This is a genomic window from Chlamydiota bacterium (assembly GCA_016178055.1).
Classification (GTDB): Bacteria; Auribacterota; JACPWU01; order JACPWU01; family JACPWU01; genus JACOUC01.
The window spans coordinates 1-17,040 of sequence record JACOUC010000024.1; the positions used below are offsets into that span (position 1 = coordinate 1).

17 protein-coding genes are annotated in these 17,040 nt (G+C 41.2%); 15 read left to right on the top strand and 2 right to left on the bottom strand.

Translation table 11 applies throughout. From position 1 onward, the window contains the following. A partial coding sequence (locus HYS07_03175; protein MBI1870175.1) for a DUF4412 domain-containing protein occupies window positions 1-646 on the top strand: 646 nt, incomplete at its 5' end. Here HYS07_03175 and HYS07_03180 read toward each other — a convergent pair. Then, window positions 636-1,796, bottom strand: a complete 1,161-nt coding sequence (locus HYS07_03180; GenBank protein ID MBI1870176.1) for an ATP-binding protein — start codon at window positions 1,794-1,796, stop codon at window positions 636-638. The two genes, HYS07_03175 and HYS07_03180, sit on opposite strands and share 11 nt — an antisense overlap. Before the next feature lie 268 nt (window positions 1,797-2,064). Here HYS07_03180 and HYS07_03185 point away from each other — a divergent pair, with 268 nt between their 5' ends. Beyond that, a complete protein-coding gene (locus HYS07_03185) occupies window positions 2,065-2,217 on the top strand; it encodes a hypothetical protein (protein ID MBI1870177.1) in 153 nt (50 codons plus the stop codon). A gap of 222 nt (window positions 2,218-2,439) precedes the next feature. Here HYS07_03185 and HYS07_03190 read toward each other — a convergent pair whose 3' ends face one another. Next, a complete protein-coding gene (locus HYS07_03190; GenBank protein MBI1870178.1) occupies window positions 2,440-3,237 on the bottom strand; it encodes a hypothetical protein in 798 nt (265 codons plus the stop codon). A 138-nt stretch (window positions 3,238-3,375) separates the two neighbouring features. Here HYS07_03190 and HYS07_03195 point away from each other — a divergent pair, with 138 nt between their 5' ends. The 13 genes from HYS07_03195 to HYS07_03255 form a co-directional block, all read left to right on the top strand. Beyond that, window positions 3,376-3,540 (top strand): DNA-directed RNA polymerase, encoded by a 165-nt coding sequence (locus tag HYS07_03195; GenBank protein ID MBI1870179.1) that lies wholly within the window; start codon window positions 3,376-3,378, stop codon window positions 3,538-3,540. 540 nt (window positions 3,541-4,080) lie between these two features. Then, window positions 4,081-4,545: an Rrf2 family transcriptional regulator gene (locus tag HYS07_03200; GenBank protein MBI1870180.1), complete on the top strand. Its 465-nt coding sequence runs from the start codon at window positions 4,081-4,083 to the stop codon at window positions 4,543-4,545. Beyond that, window positions 4,538-7,045, top strand: coding sequence for a SufD family Fe-S cluster assembly protein (locus tag HYS07_03205; GenBank protein ID MBI1870181.1), 2,508 nt, complete (start codon window positions 4,538-4,540; stop codon window positions 7,043-7,045). The genes HYS07_03200 and HYS07_03205 overlap by 8 nt, the downstream gene beginning before the upstream one ends. Before the next feature lie 100 nt (window positions 7,046-7,145). Beyond that, window positions 7,146-7,892 (top strand): Fe-S cluster assembly ATPase SufC, encoded by a 747-nt coding sequence (gene sufC, locus HYS07_03210; GenBank protein ID MBI1870182.1) that lies wholly within the window; start codon window positions 7,146-7,148, stop codon window positions 7,890-7,892. Between the two features lie 40 nt (window positions 7,893-7,932). Continuing rightward, window positions 7,933-9,297, top strand: coding sequence for a Fe-S cluster assembly protein SufD (gene sufD / locus HYS07_03215; protein MBI1870183.1), 1,365 nt, complete (start codon window positions 7,933-7,935; stop codon window positions 9,295-9,297). Further along, window positions 9,294-10,553 carry a cysteine desulfurase gene (locus tag HYS07_03220; protein MBI1870184.1) on the top strand — a complete coding sequence of 420 codons (1,260 nt, stop codon included), beginning with the start codon at window positions 9,294-9,296 and terminating at the stop codon, window positions 10,551-10,553. The genes sufD and HYS07_03220 overlap by 4 nt, the downstream gene beginning before the upstream one ends. Before the next feature lie 307 nt (window positions 10,554-10,860). Further along, on the top strand, window positions 10,861-11,325 hold the full coding sequence (locus HYS07_03225) for an SUF system NifU family Fe-S cluster assembly protein (GenBank protein ID MBI1870185.1): 465 nt from the start codon (window positions 10,861-10,863) through the stop codon (window positions 11,323-11,325). 267 nt (window positions 11,326-11,592) lie between these two features. Next, the gene (sufT, locus tag HYS07_03230) at window positions 11,593-12,132 is read left to right on the top strand and encodes a putative Fe-S cluster assembly protein SufT (protein ID MBI1870186.1); all 540 of its coding nucleotides are present in this window, start codon (window positions 11,593-11,595) and stop codon (window positions 12,130-12,132) included. 1 nt (window position 12,133) lies between these two features. Further along, a complete protein-coding gene (locus HYS07_03235) occupies window positions 12,134-13,399 on the top strand; it encodes a DEAD/DEAH box helicase (GenBank protein MBI1870187.1) in 1,266 nt (421 codons plus the stop codon). An 8-nt stretch (window positions 13,400-13,407) separates the two neighbouring features. Continuing rightward, window positions 13,408-14,436, top strand: coding sequence for a threonylcarbamoyl-AMP synthase (locus tag HYS07_03240; protein MBI1870188.1), 1,029 nt, complete (start codon window positions 13,408-13,410; stop codon window positions 14,434-14,436). A 73-nt stretch (window positions 14,437-14,509) separates the two neighbouring features. Then, entirely contained in the window at window positions 14,510-15,262 is a 753-nt protein-coding gene (locus tag HYS07_03245) for an rRNA pseudouridine synthase (protein MBI1870189.1), read from the top strand. A 279-nt stretch (window positions 15,263-15,541) separates the two neighbouring features. Continuing rightward, the gene (gene dnaN / locus HYS07_03250; protein MBI1870190.1) at window positions 15,542-16,651 is read left to right on the top strand and encodes a DNA polymerase III subunit beta; all 1,110 of its coding nucleotides are present in this window, start codon (window positions 15,542-15,544) and stop codon (window positions 16,649-16,651) included. Window positions 16,652-16,728: 77 nt separating this feature from the next. After that, a partial coding sequence (locus HYS07_03255) for a hypothetical protein (protein ID MBI1870191.1) occupies window positions 16,729-17,040 on the top strand: 312 nt, incomplete at its 3' end.

The window sequence follows — 17,040 nt, forward strand, 5'->3', positions numbered from 1 at the left end:
AGGAAGCCTTTTTGCGGATTTGACGATTGTTCAGAAAGTGGAGTCGAGCGGTGTGATGGGTCAGCCGCCTAGAAATGGGACGATGACGATTTACATCAAGGGTTCGATGGCAAAAATCGAAAACATGGGTCCTTCCATGTCTGAAATTGTCGATCTTGACTCGGGTAAATTTTACATGATGAACGCCACTCAAAAAACCGTCATGGTCATGACAACGGACAACATCAAACAGTTCTCAGGGATGATGGGAAATGGCAAAGTGGCTAGCCCCACAGCCGAAAAAACGGGAAATTCTAAAACGGTCAATGGATTTTCGTGTGAAGAATACAAAATTACGACGAGGGGTCTTGTTTCATCACAAACCCTCGCATGTATCTCAGATCAAATTGATACAAAGGATATCGAAAAATTCCGTCAACTCTCTGCAGATCTTTCAAAACAATTTGGAGGGCTTCCTCCTGAAATAAAGGGTTATCCTGTTATCTCGGACGCAAAATTAACCGTCATGGGCAAAGAAGTCACCACGCACTCAGAATTGGTGAGCGTTTCCAAAGATGCCATCCCAGATTCTATCTTTGTTGTTCCACCGGATTATCAAGTGAGAGAAATGCCCAAGCTCCCTCGGCCAGGATTGGCTACAAAATAGAAGTGATCGCTGCTAAATGATGAATACTTACGCTTGAGATTTTTTCCTCTAGAGGATAGGCGTCTTTCCCGGGATAAACGACCCAAAGATGTTCAAGGGTAAGATCTTCAATTGCTGATTTCATCGATTGGGTGACCTTGGGAGTGTCTGAATATTTTATTTCAATGCCGAAAGGTTTTCCATTTTTAAAAAACAGAAGATCCAATTCTGCTCCCGTATGGAGGGCCCAGAAAAAAACCTCTTCTTCTCTTAAACGAAGGAAGCTCACGATCTGTTCGATCGCAAAACCTTCCCAGGAAGCACCCAACTTTGGATGATTCGATAAATCATTCAAATTTTCTATGGAGAGAAGGGCATGAAAAAGACCCGAGTCCCTAAAATAGATTTTGGGACGTTTGACAAGACGTTTTTTAACATTGGGAAGCCAAGGCTGAAGTTGACGAATCATGAACGTGTTCGAAAGAATATCTAAGTATCTTCTAATGGTTGTATCAGCAACACCTAGACTTTGTCCTATTTCAGAAGCATTAAAAATTTGCCCATGATAATGGGCCAGCATCATCCAGAATCTCCTGAGAGTTTGAGGAGGGATTTGAATTCCAAGAGCAGGGATGTCTCGCTCTAAAAAAGTACTGATAAAATCTTGACGAAGCTCAAAAGAGACTTTGTCATCTCTGGCCAGAAAAAAACGAGGAAAACCACCGCGTGTCCAAAGCTGTTCCCACTTATCAGAACCAAGAAGTTCCAGTGAAAATCCTCCCAGTTCCATAAAGCTGATTCTTCCTGCAAGTGATTCTGACCCTTGCGAAACGAGGTGACGTGAGGCACTTCCCAAAATAAGATATTTGGTAAAATGCTGCGAGTCTGCAAGCACCCTCAAAACAGGAAAAAGCTCTGGCTTTCGTTGGATTTCATCCATGATGACAAATCCCGTCAACCTTTCCAGGGTCAACATGGGATTCTCCAACTTGTTCAAATCTCTTGGATTCTCAAGATCAAAAAAGTGGATTTTATCGTTGGGATGTTGACTTGCAAATTGATGAGCAAGCGTGGTTTTACCACATTGACGAGGGCCTAGAATAGCCACCACGGGAGAATCCTTAATTTTTTGGTTCAGTATTTGAAGATCTTTTACCCTTTGTATTTCCATAACAGGGATTCTAACATGAAATCTCTTCATTAAACAAAGAAATTTCATGGATAAATTGACAAAAAGCAAGAATATGTCAAAGGTAATGTTATGGGCTCCCGATACATCGACACGGGATCCCCTAATCATGTGGATCAAAATTTTTAATAAATTAAAAATCGGGAACTTTTTCCCTTGTTTGGGAACTCATTGGATGAATGCAAGGATAAAAAATAAAATAAATCATTAGCCTTTTCCCCATTTTTTAAGGGGGGTAAGGGGGTTTAAAATGAACAGTAAAATGAATAAACGAGTGGTTGTTCGTAGGGCTTTTGTAGGAGTGTTGTCCCTTTTGTGGGCCGGCGTCTTACCATATGATTCAGCCCAAGGGGGTGGAACCACGGGACAGGGCGAGAGCCAGATTCAAAGTTCAATGGCTTAGCATCTCGTCAGAACGAATCCAGGTGCGTATCCAACCCAGGCTGATGCAAATCAGCAGATACAAATCATGAGAGCACAGGGAATGGGGTATGGGGAAATCTCGCATCAACTGGGATTCAAACTAGGGCCCGTGGTGAGTGCGTCACATGCCCAGTCACATTCTCAGAACGGCCATTCGAAAAAAGGGAAATAAGCGATTAAGAGGGCGATGAAATTAAACAAATTATTTGATTTCATCGCCCATCGCCTTGAGAACAGAATAATTAATATCATGGGTATGAGAAAACCGTCCATCATAGAGAAGAAAATGGGTGTTGAGTGTGATGGCCGCTTTCGTGGCAATGGCTGCACGTTGTGGATCCATTCCTAAAGTAGGCCTACAATCCGTGGTGTGGATATATCGTAAACCTCCTTCAAGTGTAGAAGAATCAGGATCTTTGCAGTGATGTTTCTCTAAATAATTTGCGCAAGGAATAAAGGGCTCCGACCATTCAAATCCGATATTAACAACGGTTGGCCCTGGCCATTGGGTTATCCCATACTCCATCCAACGCTGAATTTTTTTCTGATCGCCTCCTTTATTCCCCGGCTCACTCACGGGCTCAAACAGAACCCCTTGAGGTCCTACAACTTTAATTAATTCCTGAACATCATTTTCAAACCAGGAGGTGGGTCTTGCAATGATGTCTAAAGAATTGGCGTTAACAGCAATGATTTCAACCAGAATATGCCGCTCGCGAAAAGGTTTAATCCAATCGGCTACGAATTGAGCATCTTTTTTCCCATTAACTTCTATGAGGGTAAAATTGAGCCCATTTTCATTTAAGGCATTTGCTAATTCCGTAGGGTCCACCTGATCCCAATCCCAGGGGAGCGCATATCCGATTAAAAGGTCGTGAGGTCTAGGATGGGCTGCTTTTTCAATTTTGTCTTGACCCGCCCTCCTCAGGGTAAAACTCAGAAAAAAAAAGAAGAATAGGATTATTTTTTGCATTCGATTGATTTTAAAAGATTTTTGCACATTCTACATCTTTATTATTAAAAAATAATCGCCCTCATCTAAATGATGGTAATTCAAATATCTTACTGTATAATCATGTTGTGTGGATGTGTAAGTTAAACGTTCATTTGTTGTGAGTAAAACTAAAAAGGAGATAATATGGGGTTCCAACAAGGTGGTGGGTTTGGTGATCGTCCAAGGGAAAAACACAAGGCGGTTTGTGCAGATTGTAAAAAGGAGTGTGAGGTTCCATTCAAACCCAGTGGAGATCGTCCAGTCTATTGTAGAGATTGCTTTTCAAAGCGCAAGGATAGCGGCCGCTAAAGTTCAAAAATAAACTGTGAGATGAAAAGGGTTTGCAGTCCAGGGTCGACAGCCAAGGGTCGACAGTTTTAAAGGAATTTTTATTTTCTATAGACTGTTGACCGTTGACTGTGGGCTTGTTTTTCATACTTGAATTCCCCAAATGGATTTAACGAGTATTCCAATCCCATCAGTATTTACGAATCCCATAAATTTTAATCGCCTCTAAAATCATATGAATCGCAGAACTTGTGAAAATTGATTGAATCACCATTACCCTGTAAAAACAAGAATCCTATTTATTCCTGTTTTGAATTTAGCCTGTTCTCATAACTTCCCCGCTATTATTTTGGACGGTAAACCTCAGTACCGAAGTTAGGCGTGACCTTCATTCTAGTAGAAAAAATACGAGATTTTTTGCTGCAACAGCCTCTTTTTAAACTTATCTTGTTCATTACAAATGAGTTATGAAATAATTTTTTAGTTGAACATAAGAAAAATTATTATTGGACAAATTTAGTCTGATTTAATAGGATAGGGTTGTGTTAGGAGAGTATTCTTATGCGTTTCACAACTAAAGCGGAATATGGGTTTGTTTGCCTGATTTATATGGCAAAACAAACTTCCAAAAATTGGGTGACGGTTAAAGAGATTGCCGAGAAAGAACATTTTTCGGCAACCTACATTGAAAAAATCATGCAGGCCCTGAGAGGGGCCAACATTGTAACCTCTCATCATGGAAAAGAAGGGGGATATTCATTAGCGAGGCCACCTTCTGCCATTAATTTGAGACAGGTGATTGAAGCCCTCGAAGGACATACGTTTGAGGTTTTCTGTGAGCCTGAACTGCGGGAAAATATTGTGTGTACCCATTTTTGTATGTGCGGAATCAGTTCCATTTGGGAAAAAACAAAAAAGATTTTAGATGATTTCTTTACTTCAATGACATTGGAAACGCTGGTGAAAGAAAAAGAAGAAAAGGAATCCCTACATATGAAGGGATTGATGGTGAACGAAAATGAGTGAAGAAGCTAAATCCTTTATTCAAGAGGATTACAAATATGGATTTATCACAGACATCGAATCCGAGATGGCTCCTCGCGGCCTCGATGAGGATATCGTCCGTTATATTTCAGAAAAGAAAAATGAGCCGGTATTTCTCCTTGAATGGCGGTTAAAAGCCTATCGCCATTGGCTTAAAATGAGTGAGCCCCAATGGCCCAATGTCCACTATCCTGCCATTGATTATCAGAATATTATTTATTATTCTGCGCCCAAAAAGAAAAAGCTTTTATCCAGCCTCGAGGAAGTAGATAAGGAACTTTTGGTCACCTTTGAAAAATTAGGCATTCCATTAGAAGAACAGAAGCGATTGTCCGGGGTTGCGGTCGATGCCGTTTTTGACAGTGTTTCAGTCGCCACCACCTTTAAAGCTCAGTTAGAAAAATTTGGTATTATCTTTTGTTCATTTTCAGAGGCGGTTCAACATCATCCCGATCTCATCAAAAAATATTTGGGTTCCGTCGTTCCTTACTCTGACAATTTTTTTGCAGCCCTTAATTCAGCGGTCTTTAGCGATGGCTCTTTCTGCTATATCCCCAAAGGCGTTCGATGCCCCATGGAACTTTCAACCTATTTTCGTATTAATACTGCTGACACGGGCCAATTTGAACGAACTTTAATCATTGCAGAAGATGGCGCTTACGTGAGCTATTTGGAAGGGTGTCTCCCAGGATGGGAAGAAATTACCACAGGATACGAGTTAAAAAATATCCGTGATTTAGTGCTTGGAGAAACAGTGCTCAATCATGAAGGGGTTGAAACAAAAGCAGCTAAACTGATGAAAAGGCGATACCGTGGCGATTTGGTAGAAATTACGCCCCGCAGTCCTGGAAACAAATTTTCCCTGACACCAAAACATCCTGTTCTGGCCATCCGGCGTGAGAGCGTGCGGTCTTCTTTGCGTGGGCAAGGAAGATGGGCTGATATTCATTCAGAGCGTCTTAGCCAAACCGAACCCGAATTTATTCCTGTGGGTGAATTACAACCTGGAGATTTACTTGTATTTCCTATTAATAAAGTGAAACGCGACGATTCCTCTCTTTCCGATGATTTTTTGAGATTGCTGGGCTACTACGTGGCTGAGGGATGTGCCACTCGCTTTAATGGATGTGATGCTGTCGAAATTTGCTTGGGAGATCATGAGGAAAATTTGATTAAGGACGTTGTTTCACTGATCAAGAAAGTTTTGGGTAAAACTCCTTCCGTAACTTATGATCGGGTCCGTCATGGCGCCTATATCGTTGTGTATTCAAAGGAGCTTTCAGCCCAATTGGTTAAGCATGGGGGAAAATATGCGATTGGGAAACGCTTTAGCAAGACTGTGATGGATTTACCTCCCGCACGGCAAAAATTAGCTTTAGATACCTATTATCTTGGAGACGGAAGTGTATCTCGTGAAGGGAAGCTGATCCGGATTCGTGCAGCAACCATTTCAAAACAACTGGCGTTTCAAATCCAGGAGATTCTCGCTCGTCAGGGAATTTTCGCCTACATCAACGTTCGAGAAGCATTTGATGAAAAGATGAAGGATGGAAAAATTATTAGACATAAAACCCGTTATGTTCTTTTTTATGCCGAAAATACAATCGGTCGCCGTGCACTGCGTCGAGAGGGTTATTTTCTTCTGCCTGTTTGTAAAATTCGTCGCGTTCCCTACGACGATTATGTTTATAATTTTGAGACCGCGACGGAACCCCATTCCTATCTCGTTAAAGGTTTTGCGGTTCACAACTGTACCGCCCCTATCCGAGACAAAAATCAATTGCATGCAGCCGTGGTAGAGTTGGTCTGTCTCGAAAACGCCCAAATTAAATACTCCACGGTGCAAAATTGGTACGCGGGAGATAAAGACGGAAAAGGCGGGATTTATAATTTCGTCACTAAACGAGGAAAATGTGCAGGGAAAAAATCTAAAATCTCATGGACCCAGGTTGAAACAGGTTCTTCTATTACCTGGAAATATCCGAGTGTGATTTTGATGGGGGATAACTCCATCGGCGAATTTTACTCCGTCGCTCTGACGAATAACCACCAGCAGGCGGATACAGGAACTAAAATGATTCATGTGGGAAAAAATACCAAGAGCACGATTATCTCCAAGGGAATTTCTGCCAAACAGGGTTCGAACACCTATCGAGGGTTGGTTAAAGTATTACCTCACGCAGAAAATGTACGCAATTACACCCAATGCGACTCTCTCCTTTTAGGAGATCAATGTAGCGCCAATACCTTTCCCTATATTGAAGTTCAGAACAACACGGCCAAGGTTGAACATGAGGCCTCGACTTCAAAAATCAGCGAAGAACAGCTTTTTTATTGCAAGCAAAGAGGCATTTCTGGAGAGAATGCGGTCAATATGATTATCAATGGATTTTGCAAAGAAGTTTTTCGAAACCTACCAATGGAGTTTGCGGTAGAGGCATCAAAATTACTGGGAGTGAGTTTAGAAGGAAGTGTGGGATAGAAAAATTCAAAATGTAAAATTCAAAATGTAAAATGACAATGCAAAATTTAAAAATGAATGCTCTCATTGATGTTTGATTTTGCTAGAAGGGAGTCAAGAAATGTTAGAGATTAAAAATTTACATGTGTCGATTGATCATACTGAAATTCTTAAAGGAATTGATCTGAAAGTTCAGGCGGGGGAGGTTCATGCCATCATGGGACCTAATGGCTCAGGCAAAAGTACCCTTGCGAAAGTTCTGGCCGGAGACCCTTCTTATGTTGTGACGAAAGGGGAGGTTCTTTATGATGGAAAAAATTTACTGGAAATGGCCCCTGAAATTAGGGCTCGGCAAGGAATTTTTCTAGGGTTTCAATATCCCGTCGAAATTCCAGGTGTTAATAATACCTATTTTCTGAAGGCGGCTTTGAATGAGATCCGTACCTCTAAAGGGATGCCTGAGCTCGATGCCATGGAATTCCTTCAACTTTTGAAAGAAAAAGTAAAAACAATCGATATGGATGAAAGTCTGATCAATAGGCCCGTGAATGAAGGATTTTCAGGAGGAGAAAAGAAGCGCAACGAAATTCTTCAAATGGCGGTTCTCGAGCCCCGTCTGGCCATTTTAGATGAAACCGATTCAGGACTCGATATTGATGCAGTAAAGGCAGTCGCCCAAGGAGTCAATAAACTGAAAAGGGCCGACCGGTCCATGATTTTGGTCACCCACTATCAGCGACTTTTAAATTATATCGTTCCGGATCATGTGCATGTCCTTTCAGAGGGCCGTCTGGTTAAATCTGGAGGGAAAGAGCTTGCCTTAGAGCTTGAGAAGCAAGGTTATGATTGGGTGAAAGAACGAAATTAAATTAAGTCTCAAATTTTCTATAAAGTGAAGAGTCGATATCATGAACGTTCTACAAAAAAAAACTGAACTGAGTTCTGAAGAAGTCAAAGAACCTTTTCTTAGGGCCTTTTCAAAAATTGAAAAGGGTGGGGGGAAAGATTTCCCTGAATGGCTTAAAAATCTCCGCCAAAATGCCCTTTCAAAATTTGCCATCTTAGGCTTTCCAAATACGCATCATGAAGCCTGGAAATACACCTCTGTCGAAACCATTATCCATACCCTTTATCAATTTTTGACCGCTGAGACGGCAAAAAATTTGGCATCCAAAAAAGATCTGAATTCTCTCCCTATCCCTCTTTCTGGCCCCACACTTGTCTTTGTAAATGGTTTCTTTTCCCGTGATCTTTCCAAACTCAATCTTCGTTCCTCTTCTCTTAAAATAGGGAGTTTGAAAGAGGCCATTCTCAAAGATCCTGATGGGTTTAAAGAATATTTTCCTTCGAAAGATGGATACGAAAACAGTATTTTCCGTGCCTTAAATATGTCTCTTTTCGAAGATGGAGCATTCGTTCATATTCCTCCCAATTTTATATTTGAAGAACCCATTCATTTGGTTTTTATTGCCCCCTCTTCTCAAAAAAATCTCATCTCTTTTCCAAGAAATTTGATCGTGGCTGAAAGCGGAAGTAAGGCAACCATTATAGAAAGCTACGTTTCTTTTCCTGAAAATACGACTTTTTCAAACGCCTTCACTCAGGTCATCGTAAAAAATGAAGCTTCGATCAATTATTATCAAATTCAAAATCAAAGTGAAAAAGCGTTCCATGTGGGAGAGACCGAAATGGTCTTAAATGAAAAAACCCATCTTTCTCATTGTTCACTGACTCTCAGTGGAAGAATTGTAAGAAATAATTTGTCTGTCCAGATTTTGGGACGTGAAAGTGAGGCGAATCTTACGGGTCTTTACCTTACCTCCCATGAACAGCATGTGGATAACACAACGGTGATTGACCACAAAATGGGGGAGTCGACCAGTCGACAGCTTTATAAAGGGGTTCTCAATGGAAAATCGACGGGGGTTTTTAGCGGAAAAATTTTCGTTCGAAAGAACGCCCAAAAAACGGATGCGGCACAGACCAATAAAAATCTGCTTCTTTCCAAAGAAGCCAAGGTTGATATGAAACCCCAACTCGAGATTTTCGCAAATGATGTCAAATGTACCCATGGAGCCGCTGTGGGAGAGCTTGAAGATCATCTCCTTTTTTATCTCCAGAGCCGTGGCCTTGGGAGCGACACAGCCCGCCACCTTTTGATCCGGGGATTTATCCATGAGGTGACCGATCAAATAAAGGTGCAAAAAATCAAAGACTACTTGAATCGCGTCCTCTTAACCCCATTTGAAGAAGGGAAGGAGGCTCTCAGATGATGATCCATTCTGAAAAAGCTCTTTTTTCAGCCCAAGAAATTTTAGATGTAAAAAAAATTCGACAGGATTTTCCCATTCTGAAAAGAAAAGTTCATGGTAAACCTTTGATCTATTTAGACAATGCCGCGACAACCCAAAAACCCCAATGTGTCATCGATACCTTAAATCAATATTACAGTCATGAAAATGCCAATATCCATCGAGGGATTCATCATTTAAGTGAAAAAGCGACATTGGCTTATGAAGGGGTCCGATCTAAATTAAAGTATTTCCTCAATGCGCCTCAGGTTGAAGAAATTATTTTTGTCCGGGGGGCCACAGAAGGAATTAATCTCGTCGCCCAAAGTTATGGGCGAACCTTTCTGAAGAGAAATGATGAAATTTTAATTTCACATATGGAACATCATTCAAACATTGTCCCCTGGCAAATATTATGCCACGAAATCGGGGCTGAACTTAAAGTCATTCCCATGAATCAAAGTGGGGAATTGATGATGGATGCTTATGAACACATGCTCTCCAAAAAAGTGAAATTTTTAGCTGTGACCCATCTTTCAAATGCCTTAGGCTCCATTAATCCCATCCAAAAAATGATTACGATGGCGCACAAATATGCAATCCCTGTTTTAATTGACGGGGCACAAGCAGTCCCTCATTTAAAGGTAGATGTTCAAGCCCTCGATTGCGATTTTTATGTCTTCTCCGCTCATAAAGTCTATGGACCGACAGGCCTTGGCGTCCTCTATGGAAAACGCTCCTGGCTAGAAAAAATGCCTCCGTATCAAGGAGGAGGAGATATGATCAGCAAAGTCACCTTCGAAGAAACTTTATATAACGCACTTCCGTATAAATTCGAGGCGGGAACGCCCCATATTGCAGGCGTCATGGGTCTTGGAGCCGCTTTGGATTATATGAACAGGATCGATCTTCGAAAGATTGCCGAATATGAAAAAATGTTACTGGATCACGCCTCCCACTTGTTTTCAGAAATTCCCGGGCTTCGCATCATTGGAACTTCAAATGAAAAGATGAGTATTCTCTCTTTTGTCTTTGCTGAAGTTCACGCCCACGATGTAGGAACCATTTTAGATCAAGAAGGGATTGCCATTCGAGCGGGGCACCACTGCGCGATGCCCGTCATGGATTTTTTTAATGTTCCCGCAACGGCTCGGGTTTCATTTGCTTTTTATAATACGCCCGAAGAAATTGAAACCCTTGCAGCAGCGCTTCGAAAAGTGAAGGGGATTTTTATCTGATCCCACCACCTGTCTATCCTCCGCAGGAGGATTCTCAGCAGGGGAACATTATAGAATATTGAAAATAATCTGATAGCGAACTTAAAAAGGATTGGTTCTTTAAACCCAGATTTTGCAATAGACGCGAGAACCGAGACGCAAGAGCTTGAGCCAGATTGGCCTGAAGACAAGGTCCCCGAAGGGGGAAACGTAGGCATACATTGACAGATGTCTGTCGAGGCTTTCTGAAGGCCAAGGTGGCCAAGATCTTGCGTCGAATTCCGCGGTCTATTGCAAATTCTGGGTTAAACCAAAGACAGGTGGTGGGATGATGTCTGAACTGAACGAGCTTTATCAACAGGTGATTTTAGATCACAATAAACAACCCAGAAACTTTCGCATCCTTGAATGTGCAGATCATACCGCAGAGGGGTATAATCCTTTATGCGGCGATCGTCTCAAGCTTTATCTTGTAACGGAGGGAGATAAAATTAAAGATATTAGTTTTCAGGGTTCGGGATGCGCTATTTCGAAATCTTCAGCCTCACTGATGACCGACAGTGTCAAAGGTAAAACAAAAAAAGAGGCTCAGATTACTTTTGAAAATTTTCATGAAATGATTTCGAAGGGGTTACAAGGAAAGTACGATTTAAATCTATTAGGTAAACTGACGGTGTTTTCTGGCGTGAGTGAGTATCCCACACGCATTAAATGCGCCACGCTCGCTTGGCATACCCTGCGAGCCGCATTGGAGGAGAGCGAAAAAATTGTAACAACAGAGGATAATGTTTGAGAACTCAAAAATCAAAATCCAAAAACCAGTCATGAAAATGAGACGTTGTTACTGGCTATTCCCCTCCTTTGTACCCCAAAGGGGAGGAACTCAATTTTCATCCACTTGGGTGGACTGAAAGTTCATGATGACAAATATCAAAATGACAAAGCAAAAATCAAAATGTAAAAGCACTCAAAAAATCTTACGACAGTTTATTTTTAAATTTTAATCTGTCATTTTGATTTTTGATATTTGAATTTTGAATTTTATGTAAGGAGAGAAGATATGCAAAGTCGCGAACCGATTGAGCTCAAAAGAGCCTGTGAAGCCATTGAAATTCCGGCGGGGACAAAAATTATTTTGCCGGCCGCCATGAAGGTCATGATTTCTCAAACGCTTGGCGGCTCCTACACCGTTATTACGGATCGGGGAGCCATGGTTCGCATTTCAGGCCGAGACGCGGATGCACTCGGATTAGAAATTCCCGTTGAAGCCGAAGCATCCTCTGGAGAAGAGCCTCTTGAAAAAAGGGTGTTCGATCAACTTAGAACGTGTTATGATCCGGAGATCCCAGTCAATATCCTGGAATTAGGACTGGTCTATGACTGTAAAATTATTCCGCTTTCTGAAGGGAACCGAGTCGAAATTAAAATGACCTTAACCGCCCCAGGTTGTGGGATGGGGACTACGCTTAGCGTAGATGTGAAACAGAAAATCGAAAGCATTCCTGGAGTCAGGGAAGCTGATGTTCAGTTGGTCTGGGATCCACCCTGGACCATGGATCGCATGAGTGAAGCTGCTAAGCTTCAATTAGGAATGATGTGAAATGGAAAATGAAATCGATCGTTCAAATACTTTTGAATCTTTGAAGCTTCATCCCAATCTGCTTAAAGGGATTCATGATCTGGGCTTTATTCGCCCAACACCCATTCAAAAAGAAGCAATTCCTCACATCATGGAAGGAAAAGATTTGATTGGATGTGCTCAAACGGGAACAGGAAAAACGGCTGCTTTTGTTCTTCCCATTCTTCACCGACTGCTTCAGGGGCCCAGCACCAAACATACTCGTGCACTGATTTTAGCTCCAACGCGAGAGCTGGCACTTCAGTCGATTGATCACCTTCGCTCCCTTTCTCGTTACGTTCACCTGAAGGGGATTGCCATCTTTGGCGGAGTCCCGATGAGTCCGCAAATTCAGGCGCTTGCACGAGGAGTAGATATTATTTCAGCCACTCCAGGCCGATTCCTGGACCACATTTACTCTGGAAGAATTAATTTCTCTAATCTAGAAGTCTTTGTTCTAGATGAGGTTGACCAAATGCTGGACATGGGATTTATGCCCGATATTCAAAAAATCTTAAATCTTCTCCCAGAAAAAAGGCAAAATCTGGTTTTCTCTGCCACCATTTCTCCTGCATTTACAAAATTGATTCATCAAATTCTGAAAAATCCCGTCACCGTCCAAATCAGTTTCAGTACGACACCGGCGGTGGGCATTCGACATGCCGTTTACCCTGTGGCCCGTCATTTGAAGGCTGATCTTTTAACGGAACTTTTGCGAGGGGAAGATATGACCTCGGTCCTCATTTTCACACGAACCAAACATCAAGCCGATCGCCTCAGCCAAACTTTAGAAAGAAGAGGATTTAAAGTTTCTCTCCTCCATGGAGATCGAAGTCAAAATCAAAGATTGCAAGCGTTGTCCCAATTCCGAAAAGGGTGGCATTCTATCATGGTCGCTACAGATATTGCCGCACGAGGATTGGATATTGATGACATCAGCCACGTTATTAATTACGATATTCCCAGTACCCCTGAAATTTACATTCACCGCATTGGACGAACGGCTCGTGCAGAAGCGACAGGAGATGCCTTTAGCTTGGTTGACCGAAGTGAAGAATCTATGGTTCACGAGATTGAACGTGTTCTTAAAAAAACGCTTCCCCGTGTGACCCTCCCGAATTTCGATTATAAAAAATCAGGGTCTCCCACTCAGGCCAAAAGACATCATTCTGCTCATCATTCGCTCCCTTCTGCTCAAAAACGCCATTTTGAATTTCAGCCTCGTCGGTCCTTAAACAAATCTCGGTAAGAGGCCTTATGGGTTTATTTCCCCCCACCCCTTTTTTCATTGAACAAGCTGCTTCTCTCATAAAAAAAGGGGGTCTGGTCGCTTTCCCAACCGAAACAGTCTATGGTCTAGGAGCCAATGCGCTTGACCCCATCGCTGTTGCAAAAATTTTTGAAGTCAAGGGCCGGCCGCATTTTGACCCTTTAATTATTCACATCCTTGACATTTCTTTTCTCGATTTTCTATGTCAAAACGTCCCTGATCAAGCCAGAATCCTTGCTCAAAAATTTTGGCCAGGCCCTTTAACCTTGGTCCTTCCAAAAAAAAAGATTATTCCTGACCTTGTCACCTCAGGGCTTCAAACAGTCGCCATTCGAATACCCTCTCACCCTATCGCGTTAGAACTCATCCGCATCTCTGGTGTTCCCATTGCCGCCCCCAGTGCAAATCCCTTCAAGTATTTGAGTCCTACAACAGCTGAACATGTCTTGAATCAACTGGGGAATAAAGTAGACATGATTTTAGAGGGAGGGCCTTGCTCTATTGGACTAGAATCAACCGTCATGGATTTATCAAATGATGAGCCTTGCATTTTAAGGCCAGGGGGTTTAGCTCTCGAAGAAATTGAATCCGTGATCGGACCTCTTAAAACTCATTTTCCCCCTAAAAAAAAGGGCTCCTTGAATTCGCCAGGTCAACTCGAACGTCATTATTCGCCTCGAACACCCCTTAAAATTTTGGAGGAAGGAGAGTTTCCGAAAGGGAATTTTGGAAAAATAGGTCTTCTTGCTTTTAAAACCATTTCTCGAAAATGGAATGCGGTTAAAATTGAAATCCTTTCTCCCCAAGGAGACTTAAAAGAGGCCGCGGCCCATTTATTCTCCTCGCTTCATCGTCTCGATGAAGCGGGACTCGATATTATTTATGCAGAACCTGTTCCAGAAATTGGACTGGGAATTGCCATTATGAATCGGCTGAGAAAAGCGGAGATGAAAATCCAAAAATCAAACATCAAAAATCAAAATGACAAATCAAAATTTAAAATGCCTCCCCTGTAATAGGATACAATAGCGTTAGAATTTTTGAATTTTAGGTTGCCATTTTGCACTTTGATTTTTGGATTTTAAATTTATGATGACAAACACCAAAAAAGGTTCTGGAAAAACGGATCCCGGCCATGGCCTGGCTCGGGTGATTTCAAAACTTGGAGCGACTTCTCGTTCTCAAGCAGTGCTTCTCATTCGGGAAGGAAAAGTTAGGGTAAATGGTCAAATTATTAAAGATCCTGAGCGAAGAACTTTTATGAACCGGGATATCATCGAAATCGAGGATCAGCGCTTAATAAAAGCCCATAAAATTTATTGGATGATGAATAAACCCCTCAATGTGATTACGACACGCAATGATCCTCAAAATAGACGTACGGTTTACGACTATCTCCCGTCTCGTAACGCCTGGGTCTTTCCAGTGGGTCGTTTAGACGCACAAACCACCGGTCTCATTATTTTTACCAACGATACAGCACTGGGTGAAAAAATAACTAACTCTGAATATTCCATTACAAAAACCTATGAAATTAAAACACATCCTCCTATTAACTCCTTCCAAATAAATGAGTTAAAGAAAGGCGTTTTAATTGATAAAAATAAACTCGCCCTCCCTTGCGAATGTAAAGTTTTAAAAGAAAATCTAGATGGTTCTTGTTTAGAAATAAAAATTAAAGAAGGAATGAATCGACAAATCCGAAAAATGGTTGAAGCCGTTGGATCTAATGTCGTCCAACTTAAAAGGGTGGCTATTGGAAATCTAAAAATCGGAAATCTGAAAATGGGTGAGATTCGGGCCCTAAATGAAAGAGAAATTCATCTGTTGTTTCACATTTAGTTTTATTTATTTTTCATGCCTCCCATCATAAATGAAAATGAAGGTAAATTCGAAATCCGAAATCCGAAATCCGAAATTTTTTAATGTGTGTAATTTGTTTATTTTATGTGGATTTTATGTTAACTCTTCGGTATAACTTTTCTTATTCACAATGGATTCACAATGTATCAAGGAATGAATGATTACCAACCTAGGGTTGTCTACACATCTTCACCATTCCTACGACTATGATATATATATATTCTATTTAAATAAATACTAGGGATTGGGGGTAACTTTATGAAACTGAAGTGTAGAAAAGATGATCTTCTTTATGGATTTCAACAAGTTCAGAATATTGCAAATGCAAGAACGACGCTCCCTATTCTAGGACATGTTCTCATGGATGCCAAAGGTGAAGGAGTCACCCTCACCGCTACAGATTTAGAAGTTGGAATAAAAATTCATATTCCCTCACAGATTGAACAAGAAGGAATAACCACTTTGCCTGCAAGAAAAATGTTTAATTTGATTCGAGAACTCTCAAATCCTGATCTAAAAATTGAAGTGGAATCCAATCATTTGGCTCATATTTATTGTGGAACATCTTTTTTTAAAATTATAGGGGCTTCAGAGACGGATTTTCCAAAACTTCCCTTATTTGATCAGGAAAAAAGGTTCACTCTTAATCAAAAAGATTTAAAAGATCTTATTCATAAAACCTCTTATGCTATTTCTAAGGATGAAACCCGCTATGTTTTGAATGGTTTATATCTTTCTTTCCAGGATGGGAAAGTGATTGCGGTAGCAACGGATGGACGAAGGCTTGCTTATGCCCAGGCCCCTGGAAAATCTGAGGAGACTTTAAGAGAGTTTATTCTTCCATCGAAGGCGATTCAGGAAATTTCTAAGATTTTAAAAGATGAAGGACAAGTTCTTTTTGTCCCATTTGAAAATCAAGTGGCCTTTATTTTTAAATCTTCGAAAGGGGTGGATGAATGTATTTTAATTTCTAGATTGATTGAGGGGAGTTTTCCTAATTATAAACAAGTCATTCCTAGTAAAGTGAAGGGAATGGTTATTTTGGATCGGGAGGAATTTCTTTCAGCCGTTCGGAGAGTTGCGGTGGTCACCAATGAAAAATCCAATTTGATTAAAATTTCTTTTTCAAAAAATCTCATGACGCTTTTAGCTCAAACCCCGGATGTAGGAGAGGCGAAGGAAGAGATTCCTTTGAATTATGAAGGAGAAGAAATTTCCATTGCCTTTAATCCAAACTATCTCATGGATGTTTTAAGAAATTTGGAAGAGAGCGAGATCTCTCTTGAATTTAACGATGCCATAAGCCCAGGGGTGATTCGAAACGGAAGCACTTTTCTCTATGTGATTATGCCGATGAGAGTATCGTAATACAGTGATAAATTGTTTAACAGAAAAGAATGGTTTGAGTTTAATAAAGTTGTGAAGCTTAAAAAAAGGGGGGAGTTATGAGATGCTTCACAAGGTCGTTTTCTATAGGTAGATTCATTCTTTCATGTCTTCTCTCTGTAACGCTTGTTTTTTCTCAACTGGATTTAGTTTTTGCGCAATCTTCTGAAAAGGTTCAAGTATCTTCTCCCCTCTCGAGTCAGCCCCCCTTAATGAAAGCGGCTTCCCTCCCTCCCCTTGAGCTTGGAGGAAATTGTGGCCCAAAAGTGCTACAGGCTATTTTGGAAGGCATGGGGCGAAAGACCTCGCTCGACCCATTAATTCTTCAGACAAGTACCCAAAGAGGACAAACGAGCCTGGCGGGGTTAAGA

Bases quoted from the DNA above. Each gene is read 5' to 3' on its own strand.
- HYS07_03180 (MBI1870176.1), bottom strand. From the start codon at position 1,796: ATGGAAATACAAAGGGTAAAAGATCTTCAAATACTGAACCAAAAAATT.
- HYS07_03185 (MBI1870177.1), top strand. From the start codon at position 2,065: ATGAACAGTAAAATGAATAAACGAGTGGTTGTTCGTAGGGCTTTTGTA.
- HYS07_03195 (MBI1870179.1), top strand. From the start codon at position 3,376: ATGGGGTTCCAACAAGGTGGTGGGTTTGGTGATCGTCCAAGGGAAAAA.
- HYS07_03200 (MBI1870180.1), top strand. From the start codon at position 4,081: ATGCGTTTCACAACTAAAGCGGAATATGGGTTTGTTTGCCTGATTTAT.
- HYS07_03205 (MBI1870181.1), top strand. From the start codon at position 4,538: ATGAGTGAAGAAGCTAAATCCTTTATTCAAGAGGATTACAAATATGGA.
- sufC (MBI1870182.1), top strand. From the start codon at position 7,146: ATGTTAGAGATTAAAAATTTACATGTGTCGATTGATCATACTGAAATT.
- sufD (MBI1870183.1), top strand. From the start codon at position 7,933: ATGAACGTTCTACAAAAAAAAACTGAACTGAGTTCTGAAGAAGTCAAA.
- HYS07_03220 (MBI1870184.1), top strand. From the start codon at position 9,294: ATGATGATCCATTCTGAAAAAGCTCTTTTTTCAGCCCAAGAAATTTTA.
- HYS07_03225 (MBI1870185.1), top strand. From the start codon at position 10,861: ATGATGTCTGAACTGAACGAGCTTTATCAACAGGTGATTTTAGATCAC.
- sufT (MBI1870186.1), top strand. From the start codon at position 11,593: ATGCAAAGTCGCGAACCGATTGAGCTCAAAAGAGCCTGTGAAGCCATT.
- HYS07_03235 (MBI1870187.1), top strand. From the start codon at position 12,134: ATGGAAAATGAAATCGATCGTTCAAATACTTTTGAATCTTTGAAGCTT.
- HYS07_03240 (MBI1870188.1), top strand. From the start codon at position 13,408: ATGGGTTTATTTCCCCCCACCCCTTTTTTCATTGAACAAGCTGCTTCT.
- HYS07_03245 (MBI1870189.1), top strand. From the start codon at position 14,510: ATGATGACAAACACCAAAAAAGGTTCTGGAAAAACGGATCCCGGCCAT.
- dnaN (MBI1870190.1), top strand. From the start codon at position 15,542: ATGAAACTGAAGTGTAGAAAAGATGATCTTCTTTATGGATTTCAACAA.